The organism is Pseudomonas sp. PDM24 (genome assembly GCF_019218905.1).
In the GTDB taxonomy this organism is placed as follows: domain Bacteria; phylum Pseudomonadota; class Gammaproteobacteria; order Pseudomonadales; family Pseudomonadaceae; genus Aquipseudomonas.
In genome coordinates this window covers 201,064-223,477 of sequence record NZ_JAHUWR010000009.1, presented here as the reverse complement: position 1 = coordinate 223,477, position 22,414 = coordinate 201,064, and the positions used below count along the sequence as shown (strand labels likewise).

At 59.3% G+C, this 22,414-nt stretch carries 13 protein-coding genes; 7 read left to right on the top strand and 6 right to left on the bottom strand.

Features of this window, described 5'->3' with window-relative positions; genetic code table 11:
- Nucleotides 1-29: 29 nt before the first annotated feature.
- Nucleotides 30-1,064, bottom strand: a complete 1,035-nt coding sequence (locus KW837_RS25820) for an alpha/beta fold hydrolase (RefSeq protein ID WP_218399006.1) — start codon at nt 1,062-1,064, stop codon at nt 30-32.
- Between the two features lie 252 nt (nt 1,065-1,316).
- Between KW837_RS25820 and KW837_RS25815 the strand changes: the two genes are divergently transcribed.
- On the top strand, nt 1,317-6,890 hold the full coding sequence (locus KW837_RS25815; RefSeq protein ID WP_218399005.1) for a hypothetical protein: 5,574 nt from the start codon (nt 1,317-1,319) through the stop codon (nt 6,888-6,890).
- A 213-nt stretch (nt 6,891-7,103) separates the two neighbouring features.
- On the opposite strand, the gene metE is transcribed toward KW837_RS25815, so the two are convergent.
- Complete coding sequence (gene metE, locus KW837_RS25810; RefSeq protein ID WP_218399004.1) at nt 7,104-9,416, bottom strand: 5-methyltetrahydropteroyltriglutamate--homocysteine S-methyltransferase; 2,313 nt, start codon at nt 9,414-9,416, stop codon at nt 7,104-7,106.
- A gap of 120 nt (nt 9,417-9,536) precedes the next feature.
- Between metE and metR the strand changes: the two genes are divergently transcribed.
- Nucleotides 9,537-10,454, top strand: a complete 918-nt coding sequence (gene metR, locus KW837_RS25805; RefSeq protein WP_007898547.1) for a transcriptional regulator MetR — start codon at nt 9,537-9,539, stop codon at nt 10,452-10,454.
- Nucleotides 10,455-10,576: 122 nt separating this feature from the next.
- Here the strand turns inward: metR and KW837_RS25800 are convergent, their stop codons facing one another.
- From KW837_RS25800 to KW837_RS25785, 4 genes are all read right to left on the bottom strand, one after another.
- The gene (locus KW837_RS25800; RefSeq protein ID WP_218399003.1) at nt 10,577-11,074 is read right to left on the bottom strand and encodes a GNAT family N-acetyltransferase; all 498 of its coding nucleotides are present in this window, start codon (nt 11,072-11,074) and stop codon (nt 10,577-10,579) included.
- Between the two features lie 2 nt (nt 11,075-11,076).
- Nucleotides 11,077-11,712 carry a LysE family translocator gene (locus tag KW837_RS25795; protein WP_218399002.1) on the bottom strand — a complete coding sequence of 212 codons (636 nt, stop codon included), beginning with the start codon at nt 11,710-11,712 and terminating at the stop codon, nt 11,077-11,079.
- A gap of 23 nt (nt 11,713-11,735) precedes the next feature.
- Nucleotides 11,736-12,170, bottom strand: coding sequence for an NUDIX domain-containing protein (locus KW837_RS25790; protein ID WP_218399001.1), 435 nt, complete (start codon nt 12,168-12,170; stop codon nt 11,736-11,738).
- A 187-nt stretch (nt 12,171-12,357) separates the two neighbouring features.
- Complete coding sequence (locus tag KW837_RS25785; RefSeq protein ID WP_218399000.1) at nt 12,358-13,716, bottom strand: HD domain-containing phosphohydrolase; 1,359 nt, start codon at nt 13,714-13,716, stop codon at nt 12,358-12,360.
- 256 nt (nt 13,717-13,972) lie between these two features.
- Between KW837_RS25785 and KW837_RS25780 the strand changes: the two genes are divergently transcribed.
- From KW837_RS25780 to KW837_RS25760, 5 genes are read left to right on the top strand one after another with little or no spacing between them, the layout of a single operon-like run.
- On the top strand, nt 13,973-16,279 hold the full coding sequence (locus KW837_RS25780) for an EAL domain-containing protein (RefSeq protein WP_218398999.1): 2,307 nt from the start codon (nt 13,973-13,975) through the stop codon (nt 16,277-16,279).
- On the top strand, nt 16,276-18,150 hold the full coding sequence (locus KW837_RS25775; RefSeq protein ID WP_218398998.1) for a bifunctional diguanylate cyclase/phosphodiesterase: 1,875 nt from the start codon (nt 16,276-16,278) through the stop codon (nt 18,148-18,150). Before KW837_RS25780 ends, KW837_RS25775 begins: the two co-directional genes overlap by 4 nt.
- A gap of 46 nt (nt 18,151-18,196) precedes the next feature.
- The gene (locus tag KW837_RS25770; protein WP_218398997.1) at nt 18,197-19,156 is read left to right on the top strand and encodes a cytochrome-c peroxidase; all 960 of its coding nucleotides are present in this window, start codon (nt 18,197-18,199) and stop codon (nt 19,154-19,156) included.
- Nucleotides 19,153-20,964 (top strand): DAHL domain-containing protein, encoded by a 1,812-nt coding sequence (locus KW837_RS25765; protein ID WP_218398996.1) that lies wholly within the window; start codon nt 19,153-19,155, stop codon nt 20,962-20,964. Before KW837_RS25770 ends, KW837_RS25765 begins: the two co-directional genes overlap by 4 nt.
- Entirely contained in the window at nt 20,961-22,364 is a 1,404-nt protein-coding gene (locus tag KW837_RS25760) for an ATP-binding protein (protein WP_218398995.1), read from the top strand. Before KW837_RS25765 ends, KW837_RS25760 begins: the two co-directional genes overlap by 4 nt.
- Nucleotides 22,365-22,414: the final 50 nt, after the last annotated feature.

Genomic DNA, 22,414 nt, shown 5'->3' with positions numbered 1-22,414 from the left:
AGCCCGCTCCCACAGTTTGGATTTGGGTGTTACAGAAGATTGTGTTCGGCCACTGGATCGATTTGTGCCCAATGCGAGGTGTCTTCGCGGTGGGCCTGCAAATACGGCAACACCGCCGCCAGCAACGGCGCCTTGAACGCCTCCTGAAAACGATGGGCCAACCCCGGGATCAGCTTCAACTGACTGCCGCGAATGTGCGCCGCCAGGTGTACGCCGTGCATCACTGGCAACAACGGATCGGCGGTGCCGTGAACCACCAGCGTCGGCACTCGCAGTTGGTTAAGCAACGCCACGCGGCTCCGTTCAGCGAGGATTGCCATGATCTGGCGCTTCACGCCCTCCGGGTTGAACGCCCGGTCATAAGACTGCGCCGCCTGCTGCAACAACGCCTGCCGGTCATCGCTCACCGCCGGGCTACCCAGTGCCGCCAGCAAGTCGGCCTGTTGCTCCAGCGCCACGTCACGATTCGGCGCACCACGTCGCGCGAGTAACTGCACCAGCGCCGCACTCGGCGCCGGCAAACCTTCGGCACCCGAGCTGGTCATCAGCAAGGTCAGGCTCTCGACACGCTGCGGTGCCATGGCCGCCATATGCTGAGCGATCATCCCGCCCATGCTGGCGCCCAGTACGTGGAATTGCTCGACGTGCAAGGCATCCATCAACCCAAACGCATCGTCTGCCATGTCGGTCAGGGTATACGGCGCCGATACCGGCAAGCCGAGTTTGTAGCGCAGCACTTCGAACGTCAGGTTGGCATCGACCGGCGCCTGCCGCCAAGTGGAGAGGCCGACATCGCGATTGTCATAGCGGATGACCCGAAACCCCTGCTGACACAGCGCAACCACCACCTCGTCCGGCCAGTGAATCAACTGCCCGCCCAGGCCCATCACCAGCAACAACGCAGGGTCCGAGGCACGGCCAATGCTCTGGTAGGCCAGGCTCACCTGCTCCAGATCGACCCGCTCGGTCGGAACATTGACATCGCACCGCGAAGCCGCCAGGGACGACAAGCTGAACAATAAAGCGGCCAGAAATGTGGCCGCCGATAACAATAAAGCACGCATGAAAAACACCGAAACGCAGAACTCCAGTAGAGCGCGAGTCTGATGAAGTTTGTTCAAGCGCGCTGCCACAGTTACGTGACAGTTTGATGAAGATTGCCGAGCGGTCATCACGACAGTTCGATTGCATGAGGTGCGTTAGATCACATCCGCCTCTGATGCGATAACTATTTACCGCCACCGTCCCCGAGAACTTTCCTTAAATGGCTCGCAAATGGAGTGGAACCGCCGCTCCTCGCAACGAGCCATGTTGATATGACCGATAGACTTCTTTTCGACCTCCCCAACCCGGCACCGATCCTCATACCTACCCCATCCGCGCTGCCACCTCTCTACGACGAAAGCCTGTTTCTGCATGCTTCGGCACGCTGGCGCGAAAGCAGCGAGGGCTTGCGCGAGCTTCTTGCCGCCAGTCCGGGAATGCGTGACACGCTCACTCAACTGTTGAAACAGAAACTAGATCTGGCGGGACCACAAGCTGGCTTGCTCTTCGTCGCCACGCAGGAGCATCCGCAACGGTTTGTCAGCTTCATCAATGCCTGCGCCTTCGTCCTGCAACACCCGACACTGGAGACGACGCTCGATGAGCGCTGTCACGTGACCGGTCTGAGTCAGACTCATCCCCTGTCGAACCTGACGCCACTGCAATTGCTCGAACGACTCAAGACACTCAACCCCGAACAGTCGCACCGCGAGCGCTGGGCAACCTACTGGAACACGCGTGCCCCCAACACTGCGGTATCGCGCAAACAACGGGCAATACAACTTTACCGTCAGCATTTCGAAGCGAGCCTTCAACTGGCATTCGCCCAGAGAACCCTGACGGCGGAACAGCTCAAACCCCTGTTGTTGATCATCGATCCGCCCCTCGGTGCTCTGACGCTGGACGGCCAGCCTGTCCATACCGAGCAATTGGTCCTGGTATTGAGCAACCTCAGCAGAGTCGAACTCCCAGGCGCATGGGTCATCACCACAGGCGAGGCGGCCAGCGGCAGTCAATGGCTGTATCTGCCTTGCCGGCCCGTCGCAATTCAACTTTTCAGTCAACGCAGCGACATGGAGGCCTGGCTTCTCCGACAGGCACTCGTCCCGCCCGGCTTGCCCACCGATAACGTTCGCTTTGAATACACCGCCAAAACCGACCCCATGGGCGTGGGCGCAAGCGACCTGTTTGCGGCCTGCCAGCCGGCTCAGGTCAGCGCGTTACGCCACGCAACCCGCGACAAGCCCGGGTTGGCGGAGCACGGTGCGCAATCCCTCGCCCTGGCTGACCAGGTTGACCAAGAGCGCGGCAAGACTGCCATTCTCGCCTCACCCCCCAAGCTGGAAACCGCCGATGGCGACACTGTGGCCGGTGAACAGCCACTGTTTGGCAGCCTATATGCGGACATCCCCTTGTCACTGCGCCGGGCCGCGCTGAACAAGCAGCGCGATGCGCTCGAAACATTGGTGGCAGAGGTAGGAGATGGCCAGGGCCTGCAACCGTTCAAGGACTCGCTCAGAGCGTTGGAAACCGCCGAAGAAGCCGCAGACAAGGCCGCCTCTGCATTGCTTTATCGATCGCGCCCATTAGATGTGGTCACGTTCCAGCAGGCGTTCACCGACCTGCACAGCGCCCATAAGGCCGGTCTGCACGCAGAAGCCAGGCTCCAACTGGCGCTTAAACAACTCAGTGACGAGGAGTGCAGCCTGCTCAAAGCCTTGCTGGACACTCCCGACAATCCAGGTCCGGACCCGGTCGCGGCCAGCCTGACCTTATCGATGACCGAACAGAGCGGTGACAAAACCACGGTCACCGCCCAGGAACTCAACGGCGCATTTATCGTCACCCGAGCGGATGCGCTGGCCGATGCCAATTCGCCGCACAGCGTGCTGCTCTACTGGTCTGGCACCGGCGGTGGTCTGCAACGATTCGCCAACCGTCGTGAGCTTGAACGCCAGGTATTGCAGATTCATCAGCAGGGCAATGCACTGACATTGCAGCTGAATAAAATTCCTGGCGACGCGCTGACGTACGGGCTGAACCAACTGACCAGCGACTTTGAAGAACAGGCCGGCGCGCTACGCCAGCGTCACGCCGAGCCGGCCAAGGCCGCGCAGCGTGCCGAACAACTGGAAATCTTGCGTAAACACGCCCGCGCCACGTTGCAGGTTCCGGTGCATGCCGCCAGGAACCTTGCTTTCGCCCACCTGCAGGAGCAAGACCTCAGCAATACCCTCGCCTCCAACCTGCCGAATTGGCTCAGTGCACTGACCGAGGCTGACCGTATCAGGCTCAAGCGACTGATCGAGGCGTACATCACGGCGATGCAACGCAGCCACGAACTGCTAACAGTCGCCCTGGAACCCCGTGACGACTTCACCCGCAAACACTTGCATGCCCGTCTGCGCAAGGATTTCTCGATCAAGGGCCGTTTCGAGGTGAAGCTCGACTTGCCCGATTCGGTGAAATGGGCAAAGCATCTCGATGCCGCTCCCGGAGCGCCAGGAACCCCGCAAAAACTCGTGCTGATTCCAAGTGTGACGCGTAGCAGGATGTCCCTCGAGGACCTGGCCCAACACAATATAGACAACACACCGTCGATGAACCTGGAACCCCTTTCCCTGCGATTGAGCTTCATGCAGGTGGAGGTTACTGCGGCGAACACGTCAGAAGCCCAGGCCCTGAAAAGCGGCATCACCCGTGATTATCTGATGAGGGTCCTGCCGGAACTCGACTTGCCCAAGGCATACGAAACGCTGATCCGCGACGCGTTCACAGGGGCGGCCACCGAGTCCGTCTTCAGCAAAGAGCATCGCCGCGAGAGCCTGATCGAGCCCTGGGCTCTGATGCTCAAATTGCAGGGTGAGACCGCCCTCTTGCAAAAGCAGATCGACCAAAACGACCTGCAAGTCCTGAACATCGCCATCGACGCCGACACTCCCCAAGCCTGGCGCACCGATGGCAAGCGCATCGTATTGCTGCCGGCCCACTTGAGCGTGGGTGGCAAGGACACACCCAATGAAGGCCCCGTGACTCTGTCTGGCGTGAACTTCATCGAGGAACAGGTCAGCGGGGTCACCCTGCTATACCTGCCCGACAGCCCCGATGGCCAATTCCTGCGCCGTTACGACAGCCTGGAAACCGCTCGCAAAGCCCTGTTCAACCTCTGTCTGCATGACAAATGGGTCGGCTACCTGGCTGGCCGGGCCTTACAGGGCGACGTACGAGCCCACGAAATCCGCATCAAGCAGAGCATGCTTAAACACTTCGACGCGTTGATCGGAGTCGGCTTGCGCTGGCCGGCGACCACCTCGTTGGCGGCCCACCTGGTCAATGCTCATATGGGTCGCCTGATCGAAACTCATCGCGGCACCTCCCGCGCCAACGACGCGCTGTACATGGAGCGTTACGCACTGAAAGGCCCGCGCGCCTTCAACTACATAAAAATGGCTTTTGGACTGGTGCCTTTCGTCGGGACCGCTATCTCACTCTACGATGTCTGGATCGCCGCGAATCAGGCGGTGGCGGCCTTTTTACGCGCAGACGTGGGTGACGGCCTGGCGGAGGTCGAATCGGTGCTGTTGTCATTGATTGACGCGGCCATGGATCTGCTCCCCGGTGAAGTTGCAACCTCGGCGCTTTCCCGGACAGCCCGCTCCGTCACGCGCGCGCGCCAGCTGCATAAGTTGGGCACAACGGCGGCCGCGATACAGGTGCCCTCGATGCGTCAGGCCCGGCATGTGGCCGAACGCTTCGCCGGTTACGAGTATGAGCAGCCAGTCTCCCTGTCGGGACTGCAGCCGGCAACCCAGGGGACCTATCGCAATATCTACCGCCATGCCGAGGGTGATTTTATCGTGCGCCAGGGACGGATTTTCCAGGTCGAGCGCAGCAAGGATTCACGCAACTGGCGCTTGAGCGGCAATAGTCAAAAAACATACAAACAGCCCATCGCGCTCGATGAAGCAGGCCACTGGGATACTTATTTCGGCGTTTATGGCGTTACGTTCGAAGGCGGGGGACTCGGTGGCGGCAACATGCTTGGGCACCTGGCGGATACGCTTGATCCGGTATGGCCTCAGGCTCTGCGCGAACGGTTGCCTCGCTGGTGGAGCGACCATGCTTATCGTCGCCATCATGCATTGACCGTAGAGGCCGACAGACTCGCCTTGCAATTCGATACCCAGGTAAAGCGCACCAAAGCCGCCCTGCAAGCCTACAACGCCAATCTAGAGCGTCCCAAGGCGCTGATGCGCGAAGCTGAGACAGCCTGCATCGCCGATATCGAGTTAGCCAAACAGCACTACCAGACGCTGGCAGATCTGTTTCCACTCAGCCACGGCAACAAAAAGCGCGCGCTTGTGCAAATCCAAAGCGATGACGCGGCGTTACTGACCGACAGGTACAAGCAACAATTGTTCTTTGCCAATCATCGAATCGATCCCCTGCTGAACAGCATTGATGCGCTGATAGAGAGCCTTGACACATTGCCCGCTACAGCGCTCTCCGACCGGCTGCGGGTGCTGGGGGATATCCGGAAGCTGCGGCTGGAAACGATTAAAGAACTCGACACCATCAAGGCCCAAATGGGGGACCTTAACTATTGGTACGAGAAAATTACCGTCAAGGCACACAAAGCCCAACTGACCCAGGAAGTCACAATGCTGAACGGGCGTCTCAGCGAGGCAAATCTCCTTTACTTGAGAACCGGTAACTTGCTGGAAATGGTGACACGCTATGACACCGCCAACGATGTGTCCTGGTTCTGGCTCCAAAGCCAGGCGCAAGTGAAAAGAGCCCAAGTCGACCGCGCCCTGTTCACCCAGTTCAGTCTGCCGGAAGTCAATGTTACCAAGGCTCAGCGTAACCAGATCCTTCAAGAGTGCATCGAGTACTACAGTCAATTTCGTCGGGACATGAATGCCTGGACTGCCAGCTATCCTCAGCATTTTCATCTGGATGACGTGCCGTCATTGATGGACGGCATCGCGAAAATGGCCGAGAGAGCGCGCAAGGCGCTTGATTTGCCTGCCCCGACTATTCCAGGGCGCAGCAACAAAAAAGTGTTCACCACTGAAGGCGACCAATTGTTGATCGGGGTGGAGCGCTGGGAAACGACTACACAAAAGCGGCAATACATCCTGACGGGACGAAGTGGGTACATGGAGATCTGGGAACAAGGGAGCAACGGCAAATTCCGCCTCTTGAACCCACAGCCACAGCCATCTCACTCCATTCGCAGAGAACTTGAACCGTTAGTGGCAGATGCCCGACACCGATTGCAATCGCAAGCAACCTACCAGGCCAGGGTTCAAGCCTACGCGGATCAAGACATGCTCCCGGTGGACCTCGAGCACATGATGGTCAGTGAGGCGAATGAACTCACACGCCGCGCTCTTGGCATCGAGGACATTGCCCCAGGCAATGCCCTTGTCCAGCAGCTACGCGACAAGGCCACCGAATTGATTGCCACCGGTCGCGCACTGCGAACCCGTCAGTCGCTGCTGATTAAAAAACCAACCGATGGCATGCTCGACGACCTCGTCACGCACCACGTGGTAGATATCCGTAAAACCAGCCCGATCAAAAACCTGGGCAAACGCTCGAATGGTCGAATTGACTATATGCAGGAATACGAAGTCTGGGACTTGACGCAAACACCAGCGAAAGTGCTGTGGTACGCCCACTTCCATTACAACAAGGCCGCACCTGCATTCGGCGCATTCGAGAAAGCCCACTTGAAATTACCGGAACATCGGTTTCTCACCCACGCGGACAACGCCGACCTGCCTTACGCCGATATCGGCAAACAATCTGCCGCGCTGCCACACTTCGAAAACCTCTGATGAAAAAAAGGAGCGGGATTACCCCCAATGCCAGTCAGTTAAGGCGCAATCCATGTGGGAGCGGCGGTGCGACGATTCGACTTGCTCGCGAAGACGGCGGCACAGTCAACATTGATGTTGCCTGATACACCGCTTTCGCGAGCAAGCCCGCTCCCACAGGTTCCGCGCATTAACTGACTGGCATTGGGGATTACCCCGCTCCTTCCTGACGCTTCACGCCAGCTGGCTACGCAACTGCCGTGCTGCCGCAACCATGTTTACCAGCGCTGCTTCGGTTTCCGGCCAGGCGCGGGTTTTCAAACCGCAATCGGGGTTGACCCACAAGCGTTCGGCCGGAATGCGCTTCACGGCTTTGCTCATCAACTTGACCATCTCGGCCGTGTCCGGCACCCGTGGCGAGTGGATGTCGTAGACGCCCGGGCCGATGTCGTTGGGGTAGTCGAACGCTTCGAAGGCTTCCAGCAATTCCATGTCCGAGCGCGAGGTTTCGATGGTGATCACGTCGGCGTCCATGGCGGCGATGGACTGGATCACGTCGTTGAATTCGCTGTAGCACATGTGGGTGTGAATCTGGGTTTCGTCACGCACGCCCGATGCACTCAGGCGGAAGGCTTCCACCGCCCAGTCGAGGTATTCCTGCCATTGCGCCCGGCGCAGTGGCAGCCCTTCACGGAACGCGGCTTCGTCGATCTGCACGATCTTGATGCCGGCGTTTTCCAGATCCACCACTTCATCGCGCAAGGCCAGGGCCAGTTGCTGCGCCTGAATTTTGCGCGAGACGTCTTCGCGCGGGAATGACCACATCAGCATGGTGACGGGACCGGTGAGCATGCCTTTCATGACTTTGTCGGTGAGGCTCTGGGCATAGGTGATCCAGTCGACCGTCATCGGTTTCGGACGGCTTAGATCGCCGTAGATGATCGCCGGTTTGACGCAGCGCGAGCCGTAGCTCTGGACCCAGCCGAACCGGGTGAACAAGTAGCCGTCCAGTTGTTCGGCAAAGTACTCGACCATGTCGTTGCGCTCGGCTTCACCGTGCACCAGCACGTCCAGGCCCAGGCGTTCCTGGATTTGCACGGCGTGGCGGATTTCGCTGTGCATGGCATCGGTGTAATCGTTGGCCGACAGCTTGCCTTGCTTGAAGGCCTGGCGCGCCAGACGGATCGATGCGGTCTGTGGGAACGAGCCGATGGTGGTGGTCGGGAACGCCGGCAGTTTCAGCCGTGCCTGTTGTTGTTCGATGCGCTTGGCAAACGGCGAGTGACGCTGGCTGTCCGCTGCGCCGATGGCGCTGATTCGGGCCTGAACATCCGCTTTGTGGATACGCGGAGACTGAGCGCGACTGGCCGCAATGGCGCGGCTTTCGGCCAGGGCGGCTTGCACCCTCGGCGCTTGCGGGTCGTTGAGAGCATCACGCAGCACGGCGATTTCACCGCACTTCTGCACGGCAAACGCCAGCCAGCTTTTCAGTTCAGGGTCGAGTGTGTCTTCACGGTCCAGGTCCACCGGGCTGTGCAGTAGCGAGCAGGAACTGCTGACCCACAAGTTATCGCCAAAACGCTCCTGAGCTGGCTGCAGTTGCGCCAGCACTTGCTCCAGCTCGCAGCGCCAGACGTTGCGACCGTTCACCAGACCCACCGAGAGAATCTTGTAAGTCGGCAGACGATCCAGCATCTGGCCAAGTTGCTCCGGCGCGCGCACCGCGTCGATGTGCAAGCCTTGCACTGGCAGGCTGACAGCCAGGCCGAGGTTGTCTTCCAGACCACTGAAATAAGTCGCTACGAGTTTTTTCAGCGGCGAGTATTGAAGGATGTGATAGGCGCGTTCGAAGGCGTTTTTCCAGGCTTGTGGCAGGTCAAGGGTCAGGATCGGTTCGTCGATCTGCACCCACTCCACGCCTTGGGCAGCGAGGCGACCGAGGATTTCGCCGTAGATTGGCAGCAGGCGCTCCAGCAGGTCGAGCTTGTCGAAGTCATTGCCTTTGGCCTTGCCCAGCCAGAGGTAAGTCAACGGGCCGATGATCACCGGTTTGACGTTGTGGCCCAGGGCTTTGGCTTCGTCGACTTCGTCGAACAGCTGTTCCCAGCTCAGTTTGAACTGTTGATCAGCGGTGAATTCCGGGACCAGGTAGTGATAGTTGGTGTCGAACCATTTGGTCAGTTCTTGGGCGTATTGCGCCTGGGTATGTTCACCGCCGCAGCAGGCTGCGGTAGCACCACGGGCCATGGCGAACAGGGTGTCGAGGGTCGGCAGGCCACGTTTATCTTTGGCACTGTCAAAACGCTCCGGGATCACGCCGAAGGTCAGTGAGTGAGTCAGCACCTGGTCGTACCAAGCGAAGTCGCCTACGGGCAGCAGGTCGATGCCGGCGTCTTTCTGCAATTGCCAGTGGGTGGCGCGCAATTGGCGGCCGACGCTTTTCAATGCGTCCTGGTCAAGATCACCCTTCCAGTAGGATTCGAGGGCTTTTTTCAGTTCGCGGTCAGCGCCGATGCGCGGAAAACCAAGTGTGTGGGCCAAGGCCATGGTAAGAGCTCTCTCTATAAAGGACGCTATAAAACATGGTGCTATTGTCGACAGCTCACCCAACATGAGACAAACTCAACCTTTTCGTGTTGATCACAAGTTTTCCTCATGGAGCCCCCGGTGCTTGAAATCCGTCACCTGAAAACCCTGCACGCCTTGCGCGAAGCCGACAGCCTGGTGGATGCGGCCGACCGCCTGCACCTGACCCAGTCGGCGCTGTCCCACCAGTTCAAGGAACTGGAAGAGCGCATGGGCATGCCGTTGTTCGTGCGCAAGACCAAACCGGTGCGCTTCACCAGTGCCGGCTTGCGCCTGCTGCAACTGGCCGACGCCACCCTGCCGCTGCTGCGCGGCGCCGAGCGTGACATTGCGCGGCTGGCCGGCGGCACTGCGGGGCGTTTGCACATGGCGATCGAGTGCCACAGTTGCTTTCAGTGGCTGATGCCGACCATCGACCAGTTCCGCGATGCCTGGCCGGAAGTCGAGCTGGACCTGGCCTCGGGTTTCTCCTTCGCCCCGCTGCCGGCGCTGGCCCGAGGCGATCTGGACCTGGTGGTGACCTCCGACCCGCTGGAACTGGTCGGGATCACTTACGTGCCGTTGTTCACCTACGAAGCCATGCTTGCGGTGGCTAACCAGCACCGCCTGGCGAGCAAGCCGTACATCGTGCCCGAAGATCTGCTGACGGAAACCTTGATCACCTACCCGGTGGAGCGCGATCGGCTGGACATCTTCACCCGCTTCCTGGAACCAGCCGACATCGAACCGGCCCAGGTGCGCACCTCGGAACTGACGGTGATGATGATGCAACTGGTGGCCAGCGGTCGCGGCGTCTGCGGCATGCCTCATTGGGCGCTGCATGAATACAGTTCACGGGGCTACGTGAAGGCTAAACGGCTGGGGGAAAAAGGCTTGTTCGCAACGCTCTACGCCGGCATTCGCGCCGACATGCTGGATGCACCCTACATGCGCGACTTTTTGCTGACGGCCAAGGACACGTCGTTTTCGACGCTGGATGGGGTTAGTGCTGTCCGATAGAGCGACCTATCTCCTGTAGGAGCGAGGCTTGCCCGCGAAAGCGGTGTGTCAGCCCACAGCAGTTCCGAATGTGAAACCGTCTTCGCGGGCAAGCCTCGCTCCTACAAGGGATCGGGGTGGTTTCAGAGCTCGCGCCACATGTGGATTTTGTCGAAGTAGTCCTCGCCCACCCGAACTGCCAGCGGCTCAAGGCCGAACTGCACGAAGCCGCAACGCTGATACAGCTTGAAGGCGGCTTCGTTGCCAGCGGTAACGGTCAGCTGGATCAGCTTCAGGCCCTGGTGAGCCTGGGCTTCAGCTAACGCAGCCTGAACCAGCTGATAACCGAGCCCGCGCTGCCGAACCGCCCCTGAAACGTACATGCCGAACAACGTCGCCTTGTGCCTGGCCTTTTCCCGCGGCTCGAAGGCCAGGCCGACGATGCCCACCAGCTCACCCTTCTCGAACGCCCCGAACACTACGTCCAGCTTGCCGGTCAGGCGCGATTCCCACCAACTCAACGGCATTACCGCGCGCTCGCGCACGCTGGACGTGAACGCCTGGGGATGCAAGTCATAGGCCTCAAGCATCAGCGCCCGGTAATCCAGGGCGTGGCTGGCATCAAGCCGTTGAATCCACATGCTCAGGCCCGCCGCTGCTCGAGCATCAAGCGCACCGCCAGCCCGGATAGCACGAAGCCCATGAAGTAACGCTGCATCGCCAACCAGTTCGGGTTGTTGACGAACCAGGACGCGATGCCCGCGGCAAACAGCGCGATCAGCAGATTGACGCTGAAGCTCACGCTGATCTGGGTCAGGCCGAGGATGATGCTCTGGGTGAACACGGAACCGTGCTCAGGGGTAATGAACTGCGGAAACACCGACAGGTAAAACACCGCGATTTTCGGGTTCAGCGCGCTGGTGAGAAAGCCCATGGTAATCAGCTTGCGGGACGAGTCCGCCGGCAACTGCTGCGCCTCGAACGGCGAACGCGCACCGGGCTTGACCGCCTGCCAGGCCAGCCACAACAGGTACAACGCACCGGCCCACTTCAACACTTCATAGGCCATCGGCACTGCCACGAACACCGCGGTCAAACCCGCAGCGGCCGCGAACAGGTGCACTAAAAACCCCGCGACCACGCCGAGCAGCGAAGTCACTCCGGCCTTGCGCCCCTGGCAGATTGAACGAGAGATCAGGTAGATCATGTTTGGCCCGGGCGTGAGTACCATCAGCAGCGCCGCGGCGGCGAAAATCAGCAAATCTTGAAGCGGGATCATGGGCATCCTCCGTCCTTGGACGATCAAGCGGTTTCGTTCAGTGAGGCTCGATAAAACGGCAATATCTGGTCCCGTGTCAATGGCGCCAGCATGACATCGCCGTCGGTAGCAGGATCGATCCAGCGCACTTCTTCGATTTCCGCCGCTGGGGAAACGTGTGAGTCGATGGTCAGCTGAAAGAGTTCGGCCTGTACGACATAACCCGGCTCATTGGCGGCCGGTGCCGAGAATTGCCCCAGGTAGGCGGCATGGGCCGGATCGATGACCAGTCCCAGTTCCTCTTCCAGCTCCCGAGCGAGGGCATGGACCGGTTGCTCATGGGCCTCGATCTTGCCTCCCGGCTGCATGAACGCCTGGGTACCGCGCTTGCGCACCAGCAGGGTGCGACCGTCGGGGCTGATCAGCAGGGCTGCGGCGATGCGGATGAGGCGGGGCGAAGCGGCGGATGGAAGTGTCATGGATCGTCATTGGCCTTGGGTAAAAGACGCAAGGATCACATGCGCGCCGGTTCTTCGTCACGCCGAAAAAACATCTGCTGCCCCCTGTAGGAGCGAGGCTTGCCCGCGAAGAACGATGACGCGTAATACCTGAAAAACCGCGGTGCATTCTTCGCGGGCAAGCCTCGCTCCTACAGGGCTGGGAAGCTCAGCTCGTCTCGAGAAGCGCGCCCTCCACTTCCTCCGGCACTTTCACAAAAATGCTGTACCTGGCACCTTCCATCGCCTCGAAAGCGATCAACTTCTCCACCAGCGGCCCATTCAACACCTTGCCGGCATTGAGCAGCAGCATGCCGTTGTCGGCATTGAGATTGCGCGCCAGGATCATGCCCGCCGCCAGATCCCGGGTGGTCAGCACCTTGACCGTCGGATCGGCCAGCGTCACGTCGCTCAGATAAGTGGCGCAAACCTGAATGAAATCCTCCACCAGTTCCGGGTCGTAGAGGCGACCGGCGTACTGGCGGATGTACACCAGGGCTTCATCGCTGTTCATCTGCCGTTCGAGGATCAGCCCGCGCTGCAACTCGATGAAATCCACCGCCAGTTTCAGCAACCGCGAACCGAACGGAATCGCTTCGCCCTTGAGCCGATCCGGAAAACCGCTGCCGTCCCAACGCTCCTGGTGATGCAGGATCAGCCGAGCGGCATCCTTCATTGGGTCGAGCGTCATCAGCAGCGACTCACTCTGCTTCGGATAACCTCGATAGCGCTCGCGGTCATTGTGATGCAGCAGGTCCGAGGGCGTGCTCATCATGCTGTCGGTCCAGCTCAACTTCCCGATGTTGTAAAGCGCCGCGGCCATGGTCAGGTCACGACTGCTGCCTTCGTCCAGGCCATGCAGTTTGCAGTACACCCGCACCAGTTCGATGATCTGCCGGTTGGTCTGTTTGGCGGGCGGCAGGCGCAGGTTGGCCAGCAACGAAAACACCTCGGTGCCCGTGACATAGCTGCGCTTGAGCTCTTCGTAGGCCAGGTCCAGCATGTCGGCGGTCTGCTGCAGCTCGCTGGTGCGGGCCGCGACGTGTTTTTCCAGGGTGGCGTTGAGCAGCTTCAGTTTCTCGTTCTGATCCCACGTCTCCTGCACCAGACGCAAGCGTTCACGCTCGGAATGCTGATAGGCAAGTGATTGTCGAAGGGTCAGCAGCATTTCCTCATCGTGCCAGGGTTTGCTGATGTAACGATGAATCTGCCCTTCATTGATGGCTTTGATAATGGCCGACGGATCGGCATAACCGGTCAGCATGATCCGGAGAGTGTCGGGGTAACGCTGATGGACATGAGCCAGCAGCGTGGCGCCGTCCATATTGGGCATGCGCGCGTCACTCATCACCAGATCGATCGGTTGCTGCGCCATGATCTCCAGCGCCTGGGCACCGCTGGTGGCCAGCAGTACCTCGTAGGGCTGACCGCGCAGCAGACGGCGCAGACTATTGAGAATCGACTCCTCATCGTCGACCAGTAGTAATTTGGGTTTATCGGTCACTGTCGTGGGGAGTTGCTCTTCCATGGCATTACCTCAAGTGAAACGTGTGTCTTTATGTCGCGCGCGGGGCGAATGTCCTGGCGTTCCCGAGCCTGACCTACAGGCTAGATGATTTTCAGCCCGACCCCGGAAATGATTCGTCTCAGTCAACCGGGCGAATTTCTGGCCGGGCGACTATGCTCAGATCACTCGGATCCAAACGATACCCGCTTCATCCTGCGATCAGGGAAGGGATACCCTCTATGAACTCATTGCACCAACCTGCTGTCGGTACAGGCGCATGTCAGTGAACACGCTGCTTGCGCGCATTAATCGTCGGATTCTCATTGTCGATGACACCGCGTCGATCCATGAGGATTTTGCCAAGATTCTCAGCCCGCCATCGATCGAAGACGACAGCCTGATCAGCGCCGAAAACGCCCTGTTCGGTACCCCTGCGTCGGTATCGTTGCAAAGTTTCGTCATCGATTCCGCGTTTCAGGGCCGCGAAGCGCTGGACAAGGTCGAGAGCGCACTGGCGAATGACTCGCCCTACGCGATGGCCTTTATCGACATGCGCATGCCGCCGGGCTGGGACGGTCTGGAAACCATCGAACGCTTGTGGCAAGTCGATCCCAAGCTGCAGGTGGCGCTCTGCACCGCGTATTCCGACTATTCCTGGGAAGACATCGCCGAGCGTCTGGAACTGGGCGATCGCCTGCTTATCCTGAAAAAACCCTTCGATGCCATCGAGATCCGTCAGATGGCCAGCGCATTGACCGCCAAGTGGCAAATGACCGAAGACGCGGCGCTGAAGATGTCCTTGCTGGAGCACGCGGTCGAAGAGCGCACCCGGGAATTGTCCGACGCCAACATCATCGTGCAGAACAGCCCGACCATTTTGTATCGGCTGCGGGGCGAACCGTCGTTCCCGTTGATGTACATCTCCCACAACATCACCAAATACGGCCACATCGCGGCGGCCCTGGTGGCGTCGGCCAATTGGGCGCAGGAGCTGATCCATCCTGACGATCAGGCAAAAGTCGATACGGCGATGGCCAGGGTACTGGACCGCCATGCGTCAGGTGCTTCCATCGAGTTTCGGATGCGCACCGGTGACGGGGACTGGCGCTGGGTCGAAAACCGCTATATCCCGGTGCGCGATGATGAAGGCCGCTTGCTGGAAGTCGAAGGCATCATCATCGACATCACCGAACGCAAACTGGCCGAGGAAAAAATCGCCCTGCTGGCCCGCACCGACGGGCTGACCGGGCTGGCCAACCGCGCGACGCTGATCGAGCGGCTGCACCAGGCATTCGCCGCCGCCCGGCGCGGGGCCACACCGTTCGCCATGTTTTACCTGGACCTGGATCATTTCAAACGGATCAACGACACCCTGGGCCATCCGGTGGGCGACCTGCTGTTGCAAGAGGTCGCCGGGCGCATAAAAAACTGCGTGCGCGAAAACGATGTGGTCGCCCGACTGGGTGGCGACGAGTTCGCGATACTGCAACTGGACGTCGGCGATCCGACCCAATCAGCGGCCCTGGCCGCCAAGGTCCGCGACGCACTGGTGCTGCCCTACTCCCTGGCCGGCAATGATGTGCGGGTTTCGGTCAGCATCGGCATCAGCAGCTATGCGCCGATCAGCCTCAGTGCCGACAGCCTGTTGACCCAGGCCGACATGGCGCTGTATCGCTCCAAGGAAAAAGGCCGCAACCAGTACCACTTCCATTCCGAGGAGATCAATCAGGAAGTGGTCGAGCGCATGACCATCGCCAACGACTTGAAAACGGCCATCGAACACGACGAACTCGAACTGCGTTACTGGCCGGAAGTGGACCTGAGCAGTGGCAAGATCCTCGGCATGGAAGCACAAGTCAGCTGGAACCACCCTCAGCGCGGGTTGCTGGAAGCCCAGGCGTTTTTACCCGCGGCGGAAAAGACCGGCACCATCATCGCCCTCGGTCACTGGGTGCTGGAGCGCGCCTGTCGGCAAATGCGTCAGTGGCGTGACGAAGGCATGGCGCCACCGGTGGTGGCGATAAAACTGTCCCTGGCTCAACTCAAGAGTGGTCCCGAGCTGATCTATGACGTATTGCGCACCACCGCGCGTTGGGAACTGTGCCCGTGGGACCTGCGCTTCGATGTCACCGAGGCGACCCTGGCCCAGACCAAGTGGACGCATAACGATGTACTGCCGCGCCTGCGTGAGCTGGGGGTGAAAATCGCCATCGACGACTTCGGCACCGAATACTCCTCGTTCGATTACCTCAAGACTTATCAGGTCAATCACCTGAAGCTCGCCCAGACCTTCATCGACATGGCCGCACGCGACCCGGCCAGCGCGACGACGTTGCGGGCCATCATCAACTTCGCCCGCGATGTAGGGATCGGCATTATCGCCGAGGGCGTAGAAACCCAGGAACAACGCAGTTCGCTGATGGCCACCGGCTCACCCATGAACGCCCAGGGTCACTACTTCAGCCAAGCGGTCAGCAGCCAACAGGCTGCCGAGTTGCTGAAGGCCGGGAGCATCCTGCGTGCCAGCCACGCAACCGCAGCGATGCCGGATGACCCGCCGCGTGCCACGGAGGACAAGGAATGAAAACTCCGTTCGTCCAGGCTAACCGGCGCATCCTGATCATCGACGACACACCTTCGATCCATCAGGACTTTCGCAAGATTCTCGGCCCCGATACCGACGATGAACAAACCCTCGCCGGCACTGAAGCCGCGCTGTTCGGCAGCCCGCAGTCGGCACGACTGGTATTTCAGCTCGACTCCGCCTACCAGGGCGAAGAAGCACTCGAACTGGTCAAGCGCGCCCAGGCACAAGGTCGCCCTTACGCCATGGCGTTCACCGACATGCGCATGCCCCCGGGCTGGGATGGCCTGGAAACCATCGAACGGCTCTGGAAGGCTGATCCTCACTTGCAAATCGCGCTGTGCACGGCCTTCTCCGATTACACCTGGGAAGCCATGGCCGAGCGACTGGAGTTCGGCGATCAGTTGCTGGTGCTGAAAAAACCTTTCGACAGCCTGGAAATCCGCCAGATGGCCAGCGCCTTGACCTGGAAGTGGCAGATGGCGCAGGACGCGGCCATGAAAGTGCAAACACTGGAGCAAACCATCGAGGCCCGGGTCCATGAGCTGCTCAAGGTGTCGCACTTGTTGCAGTACGACGTATTGACCGAATTGCCCAACAGCACCTTGCTGGGCGACCGGCTGAACCAGTCACTGGCCCTGTCGCGACGCCATGACAAACAACTGGCGGTGATGTTTCTGGGGCTCGATCGCTTCAAGCGCATCAACAATGCCTTGGGTCACCCGACCGGTGACGAGATGCTCAAACGTGTCGGGCACAATCTGGTGGCCTGCGTGCGCGCATCCGACTCGGTGTTCCGTTACGGCTCCGATGAGTTTGTGGTGATCCTGGCTGACATCCATCACCCCCAACAGACCAAGGGCATCGCCGAAAAGCTCTTGAACGCCATACGCGCGCCTCAACACATTGCCGGCCACGACCTGAGCGTGACGGCCAGCCTGGGCATCAGCATCTATCCCGAGGACGGTTTCGATGCCATCGCGCTGATCAAAAAAGCCGAAACCGCGATGCGCAACGTCAAGGAAAGCGGCCCGAACGATTTCAGCTTTTTCATCGATGAGATGAACCAGCGCGCCCGGGAACAGCAGAGCATCGAGTCGGGTATTCGCCTGGCGCTGGAACGCAACGAATTTGTCCTGCACTACCAGCCCAAACTTGACTTGGGCAGTGGCAAGGTGGTCGGCGCCGAGGCATTGATCCGCTGGCAAAAGCCGGGGCAAGGCTGGGTTTACCCGACAGATTTTATCGGTGTGGCCGAGGACAGCGGCTTGATCGTACCGTTGAGCAAATGGGTGCTCGCCCAGGCCTGTCAACAAGCCTGCGCCTGGCAGGCGAAAGGTCTGCCGAAACTCTGCATGTCGGTGAACGTGTCGGCCATCGACTTCCGTCAGCGGGACTTTGTCAAAGGGATCGAACAGATACTCAAGCAAACCGGTATGGACCCCACCTTGCTGGAGCTGGAAATTACCGAAGGCGTATTGATGCAGAACGTCGATGCCACGATGCTCGCGCTGAATCGGCTCAAGGCATTGGGCGTACGGCTGGCTATCGATGACTTCGGTACCGGCTATTCGAGCCTGAGTTACCTGCAACGGTTTCCCATCGATGTGTTGAAAATCGACCAGTCATTCATTCGTGGCCTGAGCCGTGACAGCAATGACGCGGCCCTGGTCAGCGCCATCATCAGCCTGGGCAAGAGCCTCAAACTGACCGTCATTGCCGAAGGGGTGGAAACCCTCGAACAATTGAATTTTCTCAAGGCCCTCCAATGCGAGGAAGGCCAGGGTTATTACTTCAGCAAAGCCGTGGAGCCGGAGGCCTTCGTGCAATACCTGACGTCTGTGCAGTCCGCTCCATCCAGCCCCAAATGAATGATGTGCAACGACACCCAGGCCCCCTGCGCCAAGGAATCATAAGATGTCGAGCCCCTTCTACTACCTGCTTCTAGCGCCTCTACTCGGATGTTGTCTGATAGCCAACGGCGCACCGCTGGACGAACCGCTCAAACCCTTGCCCACGGTGCCCGAGCAGAATCCCTTGCAAGTCGAACTCGGTCGTCGGTTGTTCAACGAACCACGCCTGTCGGTCAACAACACCCTGTCCTGCGCCAGTTGCCATCGTCTGGAAAACGGAGGCGCCGACGCCCTGGCGTTTTCCATCGGCTTCAACGGCGCCCCCTTGACGATCAACACCCCCAGCGTGTTCAACGCAAGTCTGAATTTCCGGCAGTTCTGGAACGGCCGCGCCGATACCCTGGAAACGCAAGCCCACGAAGTGGTGCAGAGCCCCAGTGAAATGGGCAGTCACTGGGAGCATGTCGTTCAGACACTGACCGCCGACCCTACTTACAAAAGCGCATTCGCCAAGGCCTACCCGGACGGCGTGACCATGAACAATGTGCAAAGAGCCCTGGCCACCTATGAGCGCACGCTGATCAGCGCCAACTCGCGTTTCGACCAATATCTGCTGGGCAATACCGAGATTCTGACGACCGAGGAGAAGTACGGTTACCAGCGCTTCAAGGACTACGGCTGCATTGCCTGCCATCAGGGGGTCAATATCGGCGGCAACATGTTCCAGAAATTCGGGGTCATGGGTGATTACTTTGAGGTCCGGGGCAACCCCACCGAAGCCGATCTGGGCCGCTATCTGGTCACCAAGGCCGAAGAAGACCGCAACGTGTTCAAGGTTCCGAGCCTGCGCAACGTCGCCGTGACCGCGCCCTACTTTCACGACGGTTCGGCCAAGACCCTCGAAGACGCGGTAGACGTGATGTTCAAGTTCCAGCTCGGTCGCGTGCCCTCTGACCAGGACAAGACCTTGATCATCAAATTCCTCAAGACCCTGACCGGTGAATGGGGAGGCAAATCCTTATGAAAACGTACCACCGTCGCAACCTCTTGTTGCTCAGTGGCGTGGCCGTGTTGCTGGCCTCGACACTGCTGTTTCTGTACCTCAAATCAAGCTCCGACCAGACCTCGACGTACGCCGAGTCCCGGGACCTGATTGGCCGGATCAAACAGTTCAACGCGCAGTGGGAAACCGAGATTCTCAAGGCCAGGATTGCCATCAGCCACAACTACGACCCGCTGGTTGCACCGCTGACCGAGATGACACTCCTGTGGCAGCAGTTCGAGACCATGGAGTCCAGTCATGGTCGCAATGACTCGCCGATCTGGCGTGCCAGCCATGAGGCTTACCACGCCGCCATTCAGGAAAAAACCCGGCTGGTGGAGCAGTTCAAATCGCACAACGCGGTGCTGCGTAACTCACTGGCGTTTTTGCCCACCGCCGAAGACGACATTCAGGAACCGCTGACCCAACTGCTCGACGAAGACAAACTGCAACTACAGAACATCGCCACCGACACCTACGACTTGCTGCTCAGCAGCCTGGAGTTCGCCCAGGTCACCTCCGACGACAAAGCGGCCGATATCCTGGTCGGGCTGAACAAACTGCGGGTGAACAAGGAACGATTACCGGAGCAGTTTCATAGCCCGATCGATGTCTTGAGCAATCACATTGCGCTGATCCTGCGGGAACAACCCGTGGTCAATCGGCTGCTGGAAAATATCGAAGCCGTTCCCGTGGCCGCACGGCTGGACGACATGACTGCGCTGCTGAACAAGGATCAGCAGCAAACCGATGCAGCCAATCGGCGCTACCACCTCTACATGCTGGTATTTTCGACGCTGCTGGTGATGGTGCTGGTGTACCTGGCAGTTCGGCTGATGCGCAGCTTCGGGGAGACCCATCGGGTCAACAAGGAACTGCAAACTGCCAACGACGTACTCGAACAACGGGTCGAGGAGCGCACCCGCGAACTCAAGGATACCCAGAGCGAACTGCTCGACACCGCTCGCCAGGCCGGCATGGCTGAAATCGCCACTAACGTGCTGCACAACGTCGGCAACGTGCTCAACAGCGTGAACATCTCGGCCGATCTGGTCACCCGCAAGCTGCGTAACAGCAAGACCCAGGGACTGGGCAAGGCGATGCAGCTGATCAACGCGCATCAAGACGACCTGGGCTCCTTCCTGACCCAGGACGAGAAAGGAAAACTGCTGCCCGGTTACCTGAACCAACTGGTGGATGCCATTGCCCTTGAGCAACAAGGCATGGCCGACGAACTCGGGCAACTGAGCAAAAGCGTCGATCACATCAAGGACATCGTCGCCACCCAGCAATCCTACGCGGGTGCCAACAGCCTGATGGAACCGTTGCACATCAACGAACTGCTGGAAGATGCCCTGCGGATGAACGCCGGCGCCCTGACCCGGCATCACGTCACGGTGGTCAAGGAGTACGGCGACGTACCGCAAGTGATGGGCGACAAACACCGGTTGTTGCTGATCCTGATCAACCTGATCAGCAACGCCAAATACGCCATGACTGACCTCAGCAATCGCCCGCGGCAAATGACCCTTGGGGTGAAAGTCGTCGAGGACACGATCCTGCAAATCAGCGTCAAGGATGACGGCGAAGGCATCGCGCCGGAGAACATGACGCGGATCTTTGCCCATGGCTTTACCACCCGCAAGGAAGGTCACGGCTTCGGCCTGCACAGCTGTGCCCTGGCCGCCATCGAGATGAACGGCCATCTCACCGCCCACAGCGACGGACCGGGCAAAGGTGCACTGTTCACTTTGCAGATCCCGTTGAAACCCGTCATGGAGGAAGCATGAGCGATCTTTCAAACCGACGCATTCTGCTGATCGACGACACACCGTCCATCCATGAAGATTTTCGCAAGATCCTCACCCCGACATCAGCGCAGCATGCAGAGCTGGACGAAATGGAGGCCGCGCTGTTCGGCAGCGAAGCGAAATCCACCAACCTGCTGTTCGAGCTGGATTCGGCCTATGGCGGTCAGGAGGGGCTAGGCAAACTCATCCAGGCATTACAGGAAAACCGCCCCTATGCGCTGGCCTTCGTCGACATGCGCATGCCCGAGGGTTGGGACGGCGCGCAGACCATCGAACACCTGTGGCAGAAAGATCCGTTACTGCAAGTGGTGGTGTGTACCGCCTATTCCGACTATTCCTGGGATGAACTGCTGGAACGCTTGCATGCCCATGATCGCCTGCTGATTCTGAAAAAACCGTTCGACAACATTGAAGTCCAGCAAATGGCCAACACCCTGCTCACCAAATGGGAGATGACCGAGCGGGCGTCTATTCAAATGAGCCATCTGGAGCATCTGGTGGATCAACGCACGGACCAGTTCAAGCAGGCCAGCGAGGCGTTGCAGCGGGAAATCGACGAGCGTAAACAGCTTGAATCCCAATTGGTGCAGTCGGAAAAACTCGCTTCGCTGGGGCAACTGGCGGCGGGCGTCGCCCACGAAATCAATAACCCCATCGGCTTCATTTCCTCCAACCTCGGCGCCCTCGATGGCTACTTCAAACAACTGCAGGACATGCTCGATGCCTATCGGGAGGCGGAAAACGCCATTGGCTCAAGCGAGGTCATCGAGCAACTCGGCAAGTTGCGTGAACGGGTGGAACTGGACTTTCTGCGCGAAGACATTCCGCTGCTGATCAAGGAGTCCAAGGAAGGCATCGGCCGCGTCGGGCAGATCGTCAAAGACCTGAAGGACTTCTCCCGCGTGGACTCCAATCAGGAATGGCAGTGGGCCAATCTGCAACAAGGCATCGAGTCGACCTTGAACATCGTTGCCAATGAACTCAAGTACAAGGCCGATGTGGTGAAGGAGTTTCAACAGCTGCCCGATATCGAATGCCTGCCGTCGCAAATCAATCAGGTGATCATGAACCTGATCGTCAACGCGTCCCAGGCAATGGGACCGGAACGGGGCACCATCACGCTACGCACCGGGCTTGAAGGTGAAACGGTGTCGATCGAGGTCGCGGACACGGGCATAGGTATCGAGCCGGACAACCTGCAGAAAATATTCGACCCGTTCTACACCACCAAACCGGTGGGCCAGGGGACAGGGCTCGGGTTGTCCCTGTCCTATGGCATCGTGAAAAAACACCAGGGCGATATTTCGGTTCGTAGCGAAGTCGGGGTGGGTAGCACCTTTCGGGTCGAGTTACCGGTGCGCCAATCCTGGCCAGCATAAACACGTCGGCAGCTCCTACCTGGCTGTTCCAATACCCATGCACCAAGAAA

Coding starts and splice junctions, on each gene's coding strand:
- KW837_RS25820 (WP_218399006.1), bottom strand. CDS start 1,064: ATGCGTGCTTTATTGTTATCGGCGGCCACATTTCTGGCCGCTTTATTG.
- KW837_RS25815 (WP_218399005.1), top strand. CDS start 1,317: ATGACCGATAGACTTCTTTTCGACCTCCCCAACCCGGCACCGATCCTC.
- metE (WP_218399004.1), bottom strand. CDS start 9,416: ATGGCCTTGGCCCACACACTTGGTTTTCCGCGCATCGGCGCTGACCGC.
- KW837_RS25800 (WP_218399003.1), bottom strand. CDS start 11,074: ATGTGGATTCAACGGCTTGATGCCAGCCACGCCCTGGATTACCGGGCG.
- KW837_RS25795 (WP_218399002.1), bottom strand. CDS start 11,712: ATGATCCCGCTTCAAGATTTGCTGATTTTCGCCGCCGCGGCGCTGCTG.
- KW837_RS25790 (WP_218399001.1), bottom strand. CDS start 12,170: ATGACACTTCCATCCGCCGCTTCGCCCCGCCTCATCCGCATCGCCGCA.
- KW837_RS25785 (WP_218399000.1), bottom strand. CDS start 13,716: ATGGAAGAGCAACTCCCCACGACAGTGACCGATAAACCCAAATTACTA.
- KW837_RS25780 (WP_218398999.1), top strand. CDS start 13,973: ATGTCAGTGAACACGCTGCTTGCGCGCATTAATCGTCGGATTCTCATT.
- KW837_RS25775 (WP_218398998.1), top strand. CDS start 16,276: ATGAAAACTCCGTTCGTCCAGGCTAACCGGCGCATCCTGATCATCGAC.
- KW837_RS25770 (WP_218398997.1), top strand. CDS start 18,197: ATGTCGAGCCCCTTCTACTACCTGCTTCTAGCGCCTCTACTCGGATGT.
- KW837_RS25765 (WP_218398996.1), top strand. CDS start 19,153: ATGAAAACGTACCACCGTCGCAACCTCTTGTTGCTCAGTGGCGTGGCC.
- KW837_RS25760 (WP_218398995.1), top strand. CDS start 20,961: ATGAGCGATCTTTCAAACCGACGCATTCTGCTGATCGACGACACACCG.